Origin of the sequence: Sphingobacterium sp. HSC-15S19 (assembly GCF_050433745.1) — a bacterium.
In the GTDB taxonomy this organism is placed as follows: Bacteria; Bacteroidota; Bacteroidia; order Sphingobacteriales; family Sphingobacteriaceae; genus Sphingobacterium; species Sphingobacterium siyangense.
In genome coordinates this window covers 24,892-40,756 of the sequence record NZ_JBNPWQ010000048.1, presented here as the reverse complement: position 1 = coordinate 40,756, position 15,865 = coordinate 24,892, and the positions used below count along the sequence as shown (strand labels likewise).

Here is a 15,865-nt window from a genome sequence, read left to right as displayed (position 1 = left end):
TTATCATGGCGGTGTGTTATAATTTTGCAATTTAAATATAGCAACTTTGCTATATCCAAACACCGCCACTTTTTAAACGTTTAGGACGCAAGTGTTAATCAGATTATTAATTTAATTGTTATTTTCATAAATTAATCAAACAATTAACAAAGCTTCCACCAGAAATTATAGTAGCTATCCTAGTTCCATTGAATTCAGATCCAATCAATTTTTCCACAGTGGAGTGGTTTTATTTCGACCGTGTCATTCTACAAACATCAGGAGTAAATCTGAAGATGAGCGGGGATCCAATGGATATGTGATAGACAGCTTAGAATCAAGTCTATGGTATTTTTGGAGAAAGAAAAATTATAGCGGTAATGATTTAGGGATTATTAATCTCGAAGGAGAAACAGATGCTGGAGCCCCCAAGGGCAGGCTCACAGTTTATTATTTTGGTATGCTAGCAAAGATCAATTCGAAAAAGGCTGTCCTTTACCTGTTTCAATATATGCTTCTAAACTTTTCACAAATTGTCGCCATCCATCTGTACAAATAGCATAACATTCGATTTCAGGGGATAAGCCAATATGTTCAAGTTGCAACACAACCCCGTTTTCTTTTTCAGTGATGTCCCAAACGATCGTTGTGCCAATCCATTCTTTTTGATTTTTCAATCCAGGAAGGGCTATCAAGGAATCTTCGACATGCCAAACAACTTTTGCATTTTCATATAAGTCTTCCACTTGCATTACTTTGTAAATAAGATCGCCAAAGCGAATTGTAAATCTATCCTCCTTCTTATTGGAAGAGCCCTCAAACATGGTTGTCCACCAAAATGGTATTTCATCGGTTAGTGCTTTAAAAACCCGATCCTTTGTTACACCCAACTGGATCGTTTGACTATAATTTTCCATTGTCAATTTTTATTTTTTGAATAGTACACACGGCCTCGATTTTCCGTTATTATTAACGAATTTATAGATAGATTTTCCAATCGACCTTAGCATAAGACAAGTTTTTCTTCAGTGTCAGGATAGTACATGACGCTTATATAAAATTTATTGCGGATAATAGCTATATACTTTTATACTCCAAGCAACAGATTACTAATCAAATATAAAACCATCTATGAAGACTATGCTTCAAAAATTAGGAATATTAGGATTTCTGATCGTACTAAATTTCTCCACTTTCGCTCAAAAACTAGCGGTAATTGACCTAAAGGTAGAACATCTGAGCAATCCATTAGCCATCGAAACCGAGATTCCGAGATTGAGCTGGAAAATAACCTCTACGGAGAAAAACACACAACAAGCCGAATATGAAATTCGAGTGGGAACAGACAAAGTTTTCTTAAATAAAGATAAAGATCTCGTTTGGAAACATCGTTCTTCCACAGATCAATCTGTGTTAATTGACTACGCGGGATCTCCCCTTCAGTCAAAGAAAAAATATTTTTGGCAAGTCCGGGTAAAAGACAATCATGGCAATACATCTGCCTGGTCCACAATAGGATTCTTTCAAATGGGAATCTCAACCTCAGATTGGTCTGCACAATGGATCACTGTCTCAGGAAAGGACACTTCGTCCCGAAGTCCACTTTTCAGAAAAGAATTCAGCCTGAAAAAAAAGATAAAATCAGCGATGGCCTATATTACGGCAAAAGGCCTATACGAAGCCAAGCTTAATGGCGCTCGTATAAGTGACACATATTTTGCTCCGGGATGGACCAGCTACAAGAACCAGTTGCAATACCAAGTTTACGATGTTACAGCATTGCTTAGGGTCGGTTCGAATGTGCTGGGCGCAAGTCTCGGCAATGGCTGGTATAAAGGCCGTATTGGATTTGGAAATCAGCATAATTTCTATGGCGATACACGGGGACTGCTTTTACAACTTGAGGTCGAATATACCGACGGCACAAAGGAAACAATAAATACGGATGAGAACTGGAAGTATACTTATGGGCCTATTATGGCGTCGGATATCTATGATGGAGAGATTTACGATGCTAGAATGGAGATTACTGGATGGGATAATATTGATTTTAAAGAAGATAGCAACTGGAAGAATGTAAATGTGATGAACAAAGGAACGGAAAAGCTTATCGCGATGAGCGGTCCTCATGTTAGGAAACATGAACAGTTTAAAGCCCTCAGCATTTTTAAAACCCCAAAAGGGGAAACTGTGGTAGATTTTGGGCAAAATTTGGTGGGATGGGTGATTTTGAAGGCACAGGGCCCTACTGGAACAAAGATTACACTAAGTCATGCTGAAGTACTTACTAAAGAAGGTAATTTTTATACAACAAATCTACGATCTGCCAAGGCTCAGGACAGCTATATTTTAAAAGGCGGGGCCGAACAAGTCTTTGAACCACATTTTACTTTTCAGGGTTTTAGGTATGTTAAAGTTGAGGGCTATCCCGGAGAATTAAAATCCGATGATCTAACGGCCGTGGCTCTGTATTCTGATATGGCGACGACGGGTAAATTTACGACTTCCAATCCCCTAATCAACCAATTGCAGCACAATATTCAATGGGGACAAAAAGGAAATTTCGTAGATGTACCTACCGACTGTCCACAACGCGATGAACGCCTAGGTTGGACAGGCGATGCACAAGCTTTCGCGAATACCGCGGCTTACAACATGGATGTAGCAGGATTCTTTACGAAATGGCTAAAGGATGTCAAAGCTGACCAACAACCCAGCGGACTCATTCCTCATGTCGTACCAAATGTACTTGGGATCAATGATGGCGCATCAGCTGGTTGGGCCGATGTAGCCACAATTATTCCTTGGGATATGTACCGCGCTTATGGAGATCGCAGAATATTAGAAACACAATACGAAAGTATGCAAAAATGGGTGGGTTATATTACTTCTGTTGCGAAAAATAATCTCTGGAATTCAGGTTTTCATTTTGGGGATTGGCTTTTTTACCGTCCGAATGATGATAATGATGGAAGAGCCGCTGTAACCGATAAATATCTAATCGCACAGACTTTTTATGCTCACTCGACGCAACTACTGATTAACGCAGCGGAGGTCTTAGGCAAAAAAGAAGACGTTGCCAAATACACGGCATTACTTTTTAACATCAAAGCAGCCTTTGCAAAGGAGTATATGACTCCAACAGGTCGCCTAGTATCCGGTACACAGACGGCTTATGTACTGGCACTGCAATTTGATATGTTGCCTGAAGAGCTACGATCTGCTTGTGCTGACCGCCTTGTTGCCAACATCCGGGATTATGGCAACCACCTCACGACAGGTTTCTTGGGCACCCCTTATATATGCCATGTCTTGACTCGATTTGGACACAATGACGTTGCATACGATCTATTGATGCAAGAGAGTTATCCCTCTTGGCTCTACCCCGTGAAAATGGGCGCTACCACCATCTGGGAAAGATGGGATGGTATTAAACCTGATGGATCTTTTCAAACTCCAGACATGAATTCCTATAACCATTACGCCTATGGCGCCATTGGTGACTGGATGTATCGAACAATAGCTGGAATTAACTCGGCAGCAGATGCTCCGGGTTATAAATCAATCGTTATTGCTCCAAAACCGGGTGGTAAATTAACACATGCATCTGCAGAACTTGAAACGGTGTACGGTACGGTAAAATCGGCCTGGCTGTTAGAGAATAATCTATTGAAACTAGATGTCACCGTTCCGGTAAATACACGGGCAAAAATTGTACTCGTTGATTCCAGCCACAATATAGGTTCGGGTACTTATCATTTTGAAAGTAGTGTCAAATAAGCATAAAAGCCACGTCACACGACGTGGCCTTAAACTAAACATATGAAACAATTGTATTTTCTGTATGTCGCTGATCATAGCGCATAATATACTCTTTCGGTGTGCAACCGATAATCTGTTTAAATACGCGGTTAAAATTTGTAATGCTATTGAAGCCACAGTTATAAGCGATAAATGAGATATTTTCCAAATGTAAATGATCTTTTCCCAATTGACTGCAAACCTCATTAATTCGTATCCGGTTTAGATAACCAACTAAGGTGATTCCACAGTGTTTTTTGAAATAACGGCAGAATGCCTGTGGCGACAAGTGTGCACTCTCTGCTACACTTTCTAAAGTAAGCCCATGTTTAAAATGTGTATTGATATAATGACAAACCTTTTCAATTCGGTTATTTTTTCCAATCGAACAGACGGCAGCCTCCATAAGTTCAGGACAGAGTGAATCTGTTCTCTTTGAAATTTGAGATAGTGTTCTTAACAAATAAAAGAAATGCATCATTTTATCTATCTTTTCGGATTGTTTTAACAACATAATACGCTTAGATACCACTTCGAAATCCATCTTAGGAATCTTAAACCCCCTGGAATCCTGTTTTAAAAATTGCTCCAATGGTTCAAATTCGCCCAACATAAAGAGCTGTTTTAATCTCCCAGCAGGATCAAAAAATATGGAAATCGAACGTGCCGCATCGCTCGCCTTATCTTCAGAAACAGATTTAAATACATGCGCCTGGTTCGCGCCAATGAAGAAGATGTCGTTTTCTTTAAAGCTATGCAAGGTTTCATCCACGAGCAATACACCTCTTCCCTTTGTAATCCACATCAGTTGCGCTTCTTGATGACGATGCAAATGCGGGTAGAAAGATTCCGATATATCCTCTTGAACAGTTATACTCTGTCCTTGTATCACGGGGATATTAAACTGTAGTGTTTTCATAGTGCGTCGGTATTTAGGGTACTCAACATTGGTTTACTAAATATAAATAACAAACACAACATATTTATTATACGTCAATCTGAGATCAAATAAAATATCAAGATTTGCTCATTATTGGATAATTTTTGCACTTTGATCTTTTGGATCTATTAAAAACAAGGGGAGCCCCGCTTTGCCCCCCCTAATCGTTATTGTGTTATACGCGTTACTGTTGGCAGTTTCACCTGAACCTCATAAGTACCTTCCATCAATAGTTGGAATCCAAATACGGGGTTAACATTATTAGCACTCAACCCATCTATCTGTGCATACTTCATTGGGATGCGATAATAATTGAGAAATCCCCAATCTGTTCCATCTTTTCCAATTAATTTAGCCAATGGAAAGGGGGCTACTTCAAAATCACAGATCATTGAATTATCTGTAACCTGTACGGGATTAAACTTCACATGAGATTCAAACATCGGACGATCCCCTCTTTTGATCACTTCTCCATTTTTAGGATTGAATGCATTTCCATTTTTATCGACGATCTTTAGAATAACACGAGCGCCATCGTTTGAAATTTTTGTACAAGTCACCTTTGGAGCCGTGATCCCAGTAAAAACTTCAGCAGCACTTGATCCTGACGCCGCCTGATATGTTACTTTAAACATATCATCAATCGTGGGCTCTACAATCTCAATGGTTGCCAATTTAGGGAATACCCGTTCTCCTCTTGGATTGGTCATTTTGACATCAAAATTAAAACGCCCTAGAGGTAGGTTGGCAGAAGCTCGATTAAAAACCAGCTGTCCACTGACGGTATTGAATTCCATCGGAGCCTTTTTTACTGTTTCTCTCTTTTTATTGAGAAGCTCGACCGTGGTATCTGTCTCGGCATTGAATACTAAACCAGGCTTAAAGGTTAGAATGTCAAATTCTTTAAAAAAGACATCCGGTGCGGGCTGACCTGTTGCTTCATCCTTTAAATTTAACAATTCGAATGTATAGGGCGGAGTGGAGCCATCTGTATTGATACGGTCAGACATCGTAAGCGACATCCCACGTTTACAAAAGATGGTATTGTCTTTATAACGGATACCTTCACTCAAAAAGCCGTTTTCAATTTTTTTGCACCCAGAAGTCAGTGTAAAAACAAACACTAGGCTATATAAAATTTTTAAATTCGTTTTCATATCTGTTTTTAGTCAGCCATTTTTCCGGCGTTAAAAAATAAACGATGCGTGTTTTGCAATACATGCAATACACCTGTCGTCGTAATAATTCCTGAGGTTTGACAATCATAGGATTTATCGAGCTGATCTTTGGGAATCGCATTATAATCTGGTTCTTCAGCATCAAGAGTCCCGATAACCTTTGTAAAATTGAGATAGTCTACATAATCCAAATAATCGCTGTAATCACGTGTTCTGCGCAACTTAATATTGAACCTGACATTTGGGATCGCGCCAAGCTTGCTCACAAAATATTTATTATCCGGGCTGAGATTCTCTCTTGTAATCTTTCCATCGAATAGATAAATCATCATCGAATCGCGTAATTCCTTGACTGGGATGTTATTTATCCCGAACTGAATATTTTCGTTTCCTACTTCAATGATCTTTTGTTGTTTTTTGGCGGCTACATAATCCCGTACGCCATAATCACTCGTTGCAAAGAAAGTGACATCCGAATTGACAATATCTTTAATACCAGCGCGATCTATAATCTTAACCAATGAATCAAAGCTACCGTGCTGCTTTAAAAAATCATAGGTTGTCTGATTCACGTGGGCGTCGCTCTTTCCTCCATCTACTTTGTAATTATCTTTCTTACAAGCAAAAAGAAAGATCAATAACGACGCAAACAATCCTGTTATCTTTTTCATAATTCTTTTAGTTAGTGCTTAAACCTTTCCTCTCCAGTAAGAGGTCTGTGTCAACTTGTTATTATTTTTGAATAGGGCTGGATTAATCGGCCAATAAAATCCTTCTTGACGAAAACGGGATTCTGAAAGCCATGGAACAAAATTGCTGTATTGCTTTGTTCGCAATAGATCATAAAAAATATGCCCTTCGAGATAAAGTTCCTTACCTCTTTCAATAATATATTCGTACATGACATCGTCTTTACTCGATGTATTATCCACGAATGCAGATTCATCGGCGCCATTCCTTTTTCTAAATTCATTGATGATATCTATCGCTTTAGAGACTTGATTTCTGTAGAGTGCAATTTCGGCTTTCAACAAGCGCATATCCGCTAACCTAAAGACAATCAAATTATTGCTAACATAAGGATCTTGCTTTTGTGATGGATTACGATAGACAACACTTTGATATTTTATGCAAGTAGCTTTATCGCTGTTTAAATCTGTAAAATTACGTCGACAGCGAATATCGCTATCGTCAAAGACCTGTGAAGGCATCGCTTTCCACTCCCACTGCTGCAAACTTGTATTCCAATACCAATCCCAAACTTGGTCTATTTTATAAAAATGATTTGTCAGATAATCTGCATTGACATAACACCTCGAATTTGTTCCAGTAGTTGCCAGCTGCGCAGTTCTCAAAAACATATTGGCAATATGCTGGTTGGTTCCTTCACGCGTATTTTCACTCATTGCAATTTCAAAAATACCCTCACTCGAAAGTCCTTCGAAAGTCTTGTAATAATTGGATGTATCAGTCAGTGAATACATACCATTATTTAAGATTTCATCGATGGCTTTATCGGCTTTGTCTACCGCTTCGAGATCCGGTTGGTTTGAATTGACATCGCTCATTGTGGCCTTCCAAAGGTAAAAATGTGCTAACAATGCATTCACTGCGCCTTTATTGGCTGTAACTTTCGCATTCCCAACAAGTGAATATTGCCAAGGTAGCAGTTCATGTGCCAACAGTGCGTCCTTCTCAATCTGCGCCATAACCTCTTTTTTGGTACTTCGTGCTAATTCCGGAGCAGAAATAGGATCATCGTATTCTTCAGTTACCAAGGGGACATCTCCCCAAACACGTAGCATCATAAAATAAGTGAACGCCCGTAAAAAATAGGCCTCTCCGAGCATCTCATTTTTGAATTTCGTCGGATTGGTCACATCGGTCAGCAAGTCGTCCGCTACCTTAGGAACTCGATTAATAAGGATATTGCTCATCGTAATCGCTTTATAATACTTGGTCCAGTCTCCGAAATTTTCTACGTTGTATTGAAATGTGAAATCTCCGTCTTGAATTCCTTCCAGACCATCGCCATTATACTGGATTGTAAAATAATTCTTGGCAATTGCATCGCCATACATAAAGTATCGAGGACTCGGATTCCAGTTACCAGAATTCATCACATCCCGCACCAAGGCATAGTTACCGGCCATAGCACTTCTCAAATCGCCGGAGCTTTTCCAATACGCACCCGCAAAGGTTGAATTGACAGGTTCTTCCACCAAAAACTTTTTACATGACCCTAGCAAGAAAACCAGCATCAGTAGCACAGCTAGTCTATAGTTTAAAAAAAATCTTTTCATCGTCTTAAAAAGTTAGTTCAAATCCTAATGTATATTTTCTTGGAATAGGATAACCCCCACCGTTATACTCTCCATATGGGTTTACTGCCTCGGCATCAGGCAATTTTTTTGATTTTTGCCAACGGGCTACATTGTCAACTATACCAAAGAATCTCACTTTAGAAATACTCCATTTCTTGCTAATGCGTTCAGGGAGGTTGTAAGAAAAAATAAGATTCTTGAAACGCATATAGGAACCATTTTCTAAAAAGAAAGTCTGTGCAGAGGTATAGTAGTAGCGATAGGTACCGATATCATATTTGGCATATTCGGCTTTATCACCTGGCTGCCTCCAAATATTCAGTTTATCTAAATCCCGTATCGAATAGTAAGTGAAATTTGATACCGCATCTCCGGAAGTGGAATTATTAAATTGATCTGATTCAAAAAGATTTAGTACATCTCTTCCAAAACCATAGGTAAAAAATAAAGTAAGCGAAAAGTCTTTATAGTTAAAGACATTATTCCAACCTCCTGTCCATTTAAAATTGGGATCTCCAATAGCCCTTTTATCCGGATTGATACCACTGTTAAACACGTCTACAAAATAATCGCCATCAACATCTTCAAAATAAAAATCTCCTGGGTTGAACGTTCCATTGGAATTGCGATAACGCTCACCTGTATAGGGGTTAACAGGAATATCATCCAGGGTAGCAAAAACGCCCAAAGTTTTATAGAGATAGAATGCATTGATTGGACTACCTACGGAAAGGATATGTGATTTATCAAATCGATCGCCGTCCATGACCATATCACGGCCACCATTTGGAAGGTTCATAATTCGATTCTTGACATAAGAAATATTTAAATTGGATCGCCAGGTTAATGCGGAGCTACGTGGGAGCACATCAGCTGATAATTGAATATCGACACCTGAATTGCGAATCCCGACAGAATTTGTTTTGGCATAATCATATCCTGAAGTCACCGGGAGCATTACATCAAATAGTCCGTCATAATTTTCCTTATTAAAGACATCGACCATAGCTGTAAATCGTCCTCTATACAATTCCATATCAACGCCTAGATTCCACTGTCTATTACGTTCCCAACTCAGGTTCTTTTGTGCAACACCATTTCTAAAGTTTGGCGTAATAGCCACCTGACCATTATAGGAAGTTGCTCCGGAATTACCCTGATACCCACCATTATTGACATTATAGAGATTATACTGCAAATAGTTACTTGAAGGGAGCGATCCAGTCAATCCATAACTTCCTCTAATTTTAAGTAAGGTGAATGTAGGGTTATTTTTTAGAAAATCTTCTTCAGTTAAAATCCAGCCAACAGATGCCGATGGAAAATATCCCCATTTGTTGTTCTCTCCAAAGCGGGACGAACCATCAGCACGTACAGCACCTGAAAAAAGGTATTTACTATCAAAATCATAGGAAAAGCGACCGAGATAAGATAGCTGTGACCATTTTTGCAAATCGGAGTTGGCACCAATATTATTTTGCAGAAAACCTGTAACCACTTGGATCTGATCCGATACGCCCTGGCTGCCCCAAGCTGATACATTTTGCATTCTATTCTTTTCAGCTTCCTGGCCCAGTAATACATTGAGCGAGTGTTTTCCAAACTGTTTGACGTAGGTTAAAAAGTTCGATATCCTGACCTGGCTATTCTCATAAGAATAAGCTGACGAATAATTACCCGCCCCACTCATCAAGGCTGATGGTCTATTATAAGCCCTGTTGGCCATATCTTTGATATAGGCAGATTGGGAGGTAAAAGTTAACCCAGGTGCAATATTGAAAATCAGATTTAGATTGGTATTCAGATTAGAAGATTCATTATTGTCAAGACTACTATCATAGGTACCCAAAAGATAAGCTTTTTTAGCATCTGAAAGATTAAAAAGTGACGATGGCATACTACCCGCACTCAATGCTATTGGGCTCACATCACTCCCGCTCCCCCGCGCTCGCTTATTATACGAATAGGCAACAATGGGATTGATGGTTAAACGCTCATTGATAGCCTTACTGGACAAATTGAGTCTTCCTGTATAGCGTTTAAACCCGGTTGCTTTAATGATCCCGGCCTCATCGTAATAATTTCCGCTAAAACGATACGAACTAATTGCCGATCCGCCACTAACAGAAAGGTCTGCACTCTTTATCTTTCCTTTTTGGTAGAATAAATCCTGCCAATCTGTATTTCCATTGAATGCAGGGTTTAGCGAATCGGTTAGCATAAAAGGTAGATTTCTAAAATCGTTGGAAGAGAGTTGATTTTTTAGTATCGTCATCTTCTGCTCACGTTCGGTTCTTCCGAGTGTTACTTCACGTAGTTCGGGCCGTTGCGTTAGACCTCCATATCCGGTTAGCATAAAACGGGGATCGCCATTACGCCCTTTTTTCGTCGTAATCATAATCACCCCATTTGCTGCTCTAGACCCATAAATTGCAGCAGCAGAAGCATCTCTGAGCACGTCCACAGATTCGATATCATTCGGATTTAGACCTGCAAGGTAGTTGGTTCCTGTTCCTGTATTCGGACCCACAAATTGTTCTGTAGGCTGCGGAACTCCGTCAATAACATAGAGTGGATTACTAATGACATTGTAATAGTCGTCATTGGAGTAATTCAGGCTAACTGCCGATGTACCACGAACAGCCAATGTTGGCGAAGCACCCGGAGCGCCAGAAAAATTCTGAACGTTGACGCCAGCTAATCTTCCCTGAAGCAACATATCAAAACTGGCAGCTGGAAGATTTTCTAGATCCTTACCTGAAATACTTGATATAGCTGCAGTAGCTTTTTTGCGGGAAGTACTTTGATAACCGATTACCACGGCCTCGTCAAGAATACTTAATGTTTCGACCAAGGTAAAGGTCATTTTACCGGTTGCAGGGATAGGCTGACGCGCCCGCTCGTATCCGATAAAACTCGTCTCCAAGACATCTCCAACTTTACCTGAAATCTTAAAATTCCCCTGATCATCGGTCTGTGTACTATTGGAAGTACTCGTGTTTCTTAAAGTTACTCCGGCTAATTGCTTACCATTCTTATCACGTACGGTACCCGTGATCTGCTGGCCTAGTGCAATTAGTGAAGTTAGAAACACAGATAAAAATAAAACTATCTTTTTCATTTGTGTTTGATTAGGTGCTCTTACTTAGGTTATTCCAAATATAGGAGCTAAACACAGGTCTAATTTTCTTAATTATTACCAGTTTACAGCACTTTTTTAGCAAAAAACAAAACGGGGCGCCATGTAGTCTAGCAAGACTGTTACATTTTGATTGATGGCTTTTTTACACAATTTTATATCTTTAGCTTAAGAAAAACCGATTTACATCGGTAAATCAATTATAGACCCAGGTACTACAATGACGAAACTAAAATGCATCATCCTATTGTTGTTCTTCAATTGTTTTATGGCAGTTGGTCAGGATGCGATCAGAATAAATCACTTACCTTTCATTCAAGGACTGACAGAGCAATCTGTTTCCATTATTTGGACGACAGACAAGCCTGCTACTGGCTGGGTTGAGCTGGCCCCAGATGACTCCAGTCACTTTTACTTTAAGGAAAGACCAAAATATTATGCGGCTGCCTATGGCTTCAAAAAGGTAGGCACTTTACATCAGGTTACATTGACCAATTTAAAACCTGGAACACGCTATAGATATCGTGTGTATAGTCAGGAAGTTCTCAAACATGTTGGAGTCAATGTGCAATATGGAAAAGTAGTGGCCACTGATGTCTATCAAAAGGCACCCCTATTTTTCCAAACCTTTGGCATGGCCAAATCTACCCATTTTACGGTAGTTAATGATATTCACGAACGCAATGAGGTTCTCGATAAGCTATTGGATATCGGCGGTCTAAAGACTAGTGACTTTGTGGTATTCAACGGTGATATGGTTAATAACCTATTAAGTGAAACACAACTATATGAAGGGTTTATGGATACCGCCATTAAAAAGTTCGCCAGCGAAAAACCAATGTTTTATTCAAGAGGCAATCATGAAACACGTGGACCTTTTGCCACTGAATATCCCCAATATTTCCCAACACCAACAGGTAAACTATATTACCAATTTAGGCATGGAAATGCTGGTTTTATCATTTTAGATTGTGGTGAAGATAAACCCGATACCGACATTGAATATAGTGGCATTGTAGATATGGATAACTATAGAAGCGAACAAGCGGCCTGGTTAGCTCAAGCTATTGAAGATCCGTCATTTAAAGATGCCAAATATAAGATCGTAATCTGTCATATGCCCCCTTTTGGTGGATGGCATGGGGAACAAGAGATTTTGGAGAAATTTGTTCCTATCCTCAACAAAGCAGGAACACAGATCATGCTATCAGGACATTTACATAGAAACATCATCAAAAATGCGACAAATACGATACAATTTCCGGTCATTGTAAATTCCAACAATAATGTGCTTCGCGTAGATTTAGACGATGAAAAAGGAATCTTCAAAATTCTCGATCAGCAGGGGAAAACGGTGGACCAAGTGATCATTAACCCGTTAAAATAAAACAACAAATTTGCTCATGAATGAGGACTATACGGCCATAACCGTATGTTGTAAAACTACCATATAGATATTTTAACTCTATTCTTTATAATTAAGCAAATTATGGTAAATTAATCTAAATGAATACAATATCGACTGAATATCTGATGACCTCAGAACTTGACAGGAACGAAAAAATTGCTATCATGGGATTATGGAATAAAGAATATCCCGCAGTTATGGCATATTCCAGCCTATCGACCTTTGAGAACTATTTGGAAAGCTTAGGCCAACCACAACACATCCTTGTCAAACAAAATCAACAAATTGTCGGTTGGTGTTCAAAATTTGATCGCGATACAAAACGCTGGTTTCTTATTATACTTTCAAGTCTTTTACACAAAAAAAGAATAGGTTCCAATCTACTTGACAGATTGAAATCTGAAGAAACGGAGCTTAACGGCTGGGTGATAGACCATCACATGGAGAAAAAAAATAATAATTGCCCGTATAATTCACCGCTAGGTTTCTATATGAAAAATGGTTTTGAAGTCGAACCGAATCAACGTCTTGAGACTTCCAACCTATCAGCAGTAAAAATAAAATGGTCAAGAAGATAGCGCAGGAAATTTACCTGCACTTTCATATGCAAATGCTAATAGCAAATCGTACTTCCGTCAATTTCTAACAAAAAAGCTTCGAAAGAGCAAAGAAAAACGACCCTATGTGCATCTATCAGGGGAACGAGCATTAGCTGAAGAGCCTTTGAACCTGAATAAATTTTGAAAATAATGAATGCAATATACCTTAAACCATGGTCAACTTAAAACCACTCTCTGTTGAAGATGTCTCACCATTTTATGAATGGCTCAATGACGATTTATCTATTAAATATTCCCTCTCTCTTTTTCAGTCACTCCGATCAAAGGATCATATAGACAATTGGTTTTTATCCGTTGTCAACGATTCTAAAAATTTTAATCGTGGAATTTTCCTAAACGATTCGAATAAACTGATTGGGTATGCGGGCATTTGTAATATTTCCAAGCTAAACAGATCCGGAGAGTATTTTATCTTTATAGGGAATCGCCAAGAATGGGGGAAAGGGATAGGCTCTTTAGTTACCAAATTAATCCTAGATATAGGGTTTGGAAATCTAGGGCTCAATAGAATTATGCTTACGGTATCTGAACCGAATTATGCAGCGATAAAAGCATATGAAAACGCAGGATTTCAATTGGAAGGAAGAATGCGTAAAGCCTGTTTTAGGGATAATCAATTTCACGACAAGCTATTGATGTCAATCCTGGAAGATGAATGGCACGATAGAAGAAACCTAGGTATAAAATAAAATCAATCGCTACATATCCCCACACTATTTTGAATAAAACGTTTTTGGATACAACTTCTTAAAAGCGTTGTAGACCGCTTGATGTATTACAGTGGAATGCAATTCATCAGGCATGTAATCAAATACAAAATGATTTTTTTTATTGTTATTAAGTATATCAGATAACGCTATGGCCTCATCATACATTCTCACATCTTCTTCTTTATTGGGCACACCAAGATAAACTTTTATATCTTTTTTCAAATTACCTTGTAGAAACTTCGCTGCTCTTTTCAATAATGACTCCTCGCCCCACCACAAACTTGGGCTTATAATAATATAGTCATCAAATAGTTCGGGTTGTTTTAATAGTATCTCTACGGAAAGAAGCCCCGCCAGTGACTCCCCTATTAAAGTTTGTTTTCCATTCGATTTATAATTGCCACTTATGTAAGGAATCAATTCCTTTTTCATGAAGGTTCTATATTTTTCGGAACCACCATACGAGGGAAAGCTAGCTTTTTGAAAACCTTCCTTTTCTATAAAATCTGTATTTTCAACAGGGAAGGTAAAATCTCTCCTTCGTGTATTTCCACCTATTCCAACAACAATACTTTGAGGGAATCTATCGATCCAGGGTTGTGTACTGAAACGGACAATACCCGCAATATGAAAAAAATCTTCATCAATACCACCATCAAGAACATATACAATTGGATAGCGAACAGAATCATTGGGGTTATAATTGTCGGGAAGATAAATGTTGATCATTCTGTCTTCACCCAAAACTTTTGAATGCAAAATCTCTGACCTCCCCATCAATAAAGGAGTACCATTTTGTGCCAAACAATCTGTATTAAAAAAAAAGAGAATTAAAAGAATGAGCATTCTATTACCAATCATATCCGATATATCGCGCTTACCAACACTGTTTTTTTGAATAATCTTATTTTGAAATCCTTGACTATTCGACATAATATCCCTAAGACCTGCCAACAGTTTTGTTCAACAAATTACCAGCGCAATTTACAATGAAAATTAATATAATTGTTAGTTTTTTATTTTTTGAACATAATTAAATGATTCTTTCACAACGATAACCCCACTCGAACATCTTTCTAACAATGCTGTTGGTCTCAATTTCCAATTGTGAAGATTCAATTCTTAGAATACGTTCTTCATCGTCAAGATCGAAGTTAATTTTATAAGCGGAAAACAGGCTGACAAGAGTTGCAACAATTCGCTGTGCATCCTTCATTCGATAAACATTGGTTTTAAATATTTCGACTCGTTTCATTAGATCTGATTAAGTTCCATTCAAGAAATACGGTGTTAATCCTATTCCATTTACTCATTCTAAACTACAATACAGCGCGTACAACAGCTACAAAGTTTAGATAAATACAGTAAAAAACTCGGTAAGTATGGTAAATTAAACGGTAAACACCAGGCTACTATTTAATAACTGAATTATAACCATTCATAAATCCCTGAATAAGTTCAGGAAGATTCAATAATAAAAATACGCAAATGACAATAGCAATAATGGCATAAAAAAACCACGACGAACTTTTCTTTTTCATAATAAGCTATTTAAGAATAATCAATTTAAAAATATAGGCTTCATAAAGATGGAAATTGCGCTAGAGCGCTGCAAAACAGAACAGACACAATAATATACCTTCTTGATTTTCAATATAACTCAATATACGAAATTAATCTATATAACAATAAAGTAATTTAAAAATTATATTTTTCAAAAAATAAAAACAGTCACTTCAAATAAGAAAGTTAATGTTACAAAATAG

The 15,865-nt window shown here is 38.3% G+C and carries 12 protein-coding genes; 4 read left to right on the top strand and 8 right to left on the bottom strand.

Translation table 11 applies throughout. The features are described from left to right. Positions 1–452 precede the first annotated feature (452 nt). Positions 453–896, bottom strand: coding sequence for an SRPBCC family protein (locus L1283_RS25900; protein WP_075991388.1), 444 nt, complete (start codon positions 894–896; stop codon positions 453–455). A 223-nt stretch (positions 897–1,119) separates the two neighbouring features. Here L1283_RS25900 and L1283_RS25895 point away from each other — a divergent pair, with 223 nt between their 5' ends. Next, positions 1,120–3,759 (top strand): alpha-L-rhamnosidase, encoded by a 2,640-nt coding sequence (locus tag L1283_RS25895; RefSeq protein WP_232475692.1) that lies wholly within the window; start codon positions 1,120–1,122, stop codon positions 3,757–3,759. 34 nt (positions 3,760–3,793) lie between these two features. Here the strand turns inward: L1283_RS25895 and L1283_RS25890 are convergent, their stop codons facing one another. The 5 genes from L1283_RS25890 to L1283_RS25870 form a co-directional block, all read right to left on the bottom strand. Continuing rightward, positions 3,794–4,699 carry an AraC family transcriptional regulator gene (locus L1283_RS25890; RefSeq protein WP_429626620.1) on the bottom strand — a complete coding sequence of 302 codons (906 nt, stop codon included), beginning with the start codon at positions 4,697–4,699 and terminating at the stop codon, positions 3,794–3,796. Positions 4,700–4,887: 188 nt separating this feature from the next. Next, positions 4,888–5,877: a DUF5007 domain-containing protein gene (locus L1283_RS25885; RefSeq protein WP_075991385.1), complete on the bottom strand. Its 990-nt coding sequence runs from the start codon at positions 5,875–5,877 to the stop codon at positions 4,888–4,890. 8 nt (positions 5,878–5,885) lie between these two features. Beyond that, positions 5,886–6,569 (bottom strand): hypothetical protein, encoded by a 684-nt coding sequence (locus tag L1283_RS25880; protein ID WP_075991384.1) that lies wholly within the window; start codon positions 6,567–6,569, stop codon positions 5,886–5,888. Between the two features lie 18 nt (positions 6,570–6,587). Further along, positions 6,588–8,201, bottom strand: a complete 1,614-nt coding sequence (locus L1283_RS25875; RefSeq protein WP_145327716.1) for a RagB/SusD family nutrient uptake outer membrane protein — start codon at positions 8,199–8,201, stop codon at positions 6,588–6,590. A 4-nt stretch (positions 8,202–8,205) separates the two neighbouring features. Then, positions 8,206–11,343 carry a SusC/RagA family TonB-linked outer membrane protein gene (locus L1283_RS25870; RefSeq protein ID WP_145327715.1) on the bottom strand — a complete coding sequence of 1,046 codons (3,138 nt, stop codon included), beginning with the start codon at positions 11,341–11,343 and terminating at the stop codon, positions 8,206–8,208. 238 nt (positions 11,344–11,581) lie between these two features. On the opposite strand from L1283_RS25870, the gene L1283_RS25865 reads away from it, so the two are divergent. The 3 genes from L1283_RS25865 to L1283_RS25855 all read left to right on the top strand — a co-directional run bounded on the left by L1283_RS25865 (position 11,582) and on the right by L1283_RS25855 (position 14,078). Further along, a complete protein-coding gene (locus L1283_RS25865; RefSeq protein WP_075991381.1) occupies positions 11,582–12,748 on the top strand; it encodes an FN3 domain-containing metallophosphoesterase family protein in 1,167 nt (388 codons plus the stop codon). Positions 12,749–12,867: 119 nt separating this feature from the next. Further along, positions 12,868–13,347 (top strand): GNAT family N-acetyltransferase, encoded by a 480-nt coding sequence (locus tag L1283_RS25860; RefSeq protein ID WP_088160504.1) that lies wholly within the window; start codon positions 12,868–12,870, stop codon positions 13,345–13,347. A 194-nt stretch (positions 13,348–13,541) separates the two neighbouring features. Beyond that, entirely contained in the window at positions 13,542–14,078 is a 537-nt protein-coding gene (locus tag L1283_RS25855) for a GNAT family N-acetyltransferase (protein ID WP_145327714.1), read from the top strand. Positions 14,079–14,102: 24 nt separating this feature from the next. Here L1283_RS25855 and L1283_RS25850 read toward each other — a convergent pair whose 3' ends face one another. Both L1283_RS25850 and L1283_RS25845 read right to left on the bottom strand, forming a co-directional pair. Further along, the gene (locus L1283_RS25850; protein WP_429626619.1) at positions 14,103–15,032 is read right to left on the bottom strand and encodes an alpha/beta hydrolase; all 930 of its coding nucleotides are present in this window, start codon (positions 15,030–15,032) and stop codon (positions 14,103–14,105) included. A 100-nt stretch (positions 15,033–15,132) separates the two neighbouring features. Beyond that, the gene (locus L1283_RS25845) at positions 15,133–15,354 is read right to left on the bottom strand and encodes a methyltransferase type 11 (RefSeq protein WP_120335437.1); all 222 of its coding nucleotides are present in this window, start codon (positions 15,352–15,354) and stop codon (positions 15,133–15,135) included. Positions 15,355–15,865: the final 511 nt, after the last annotated feature.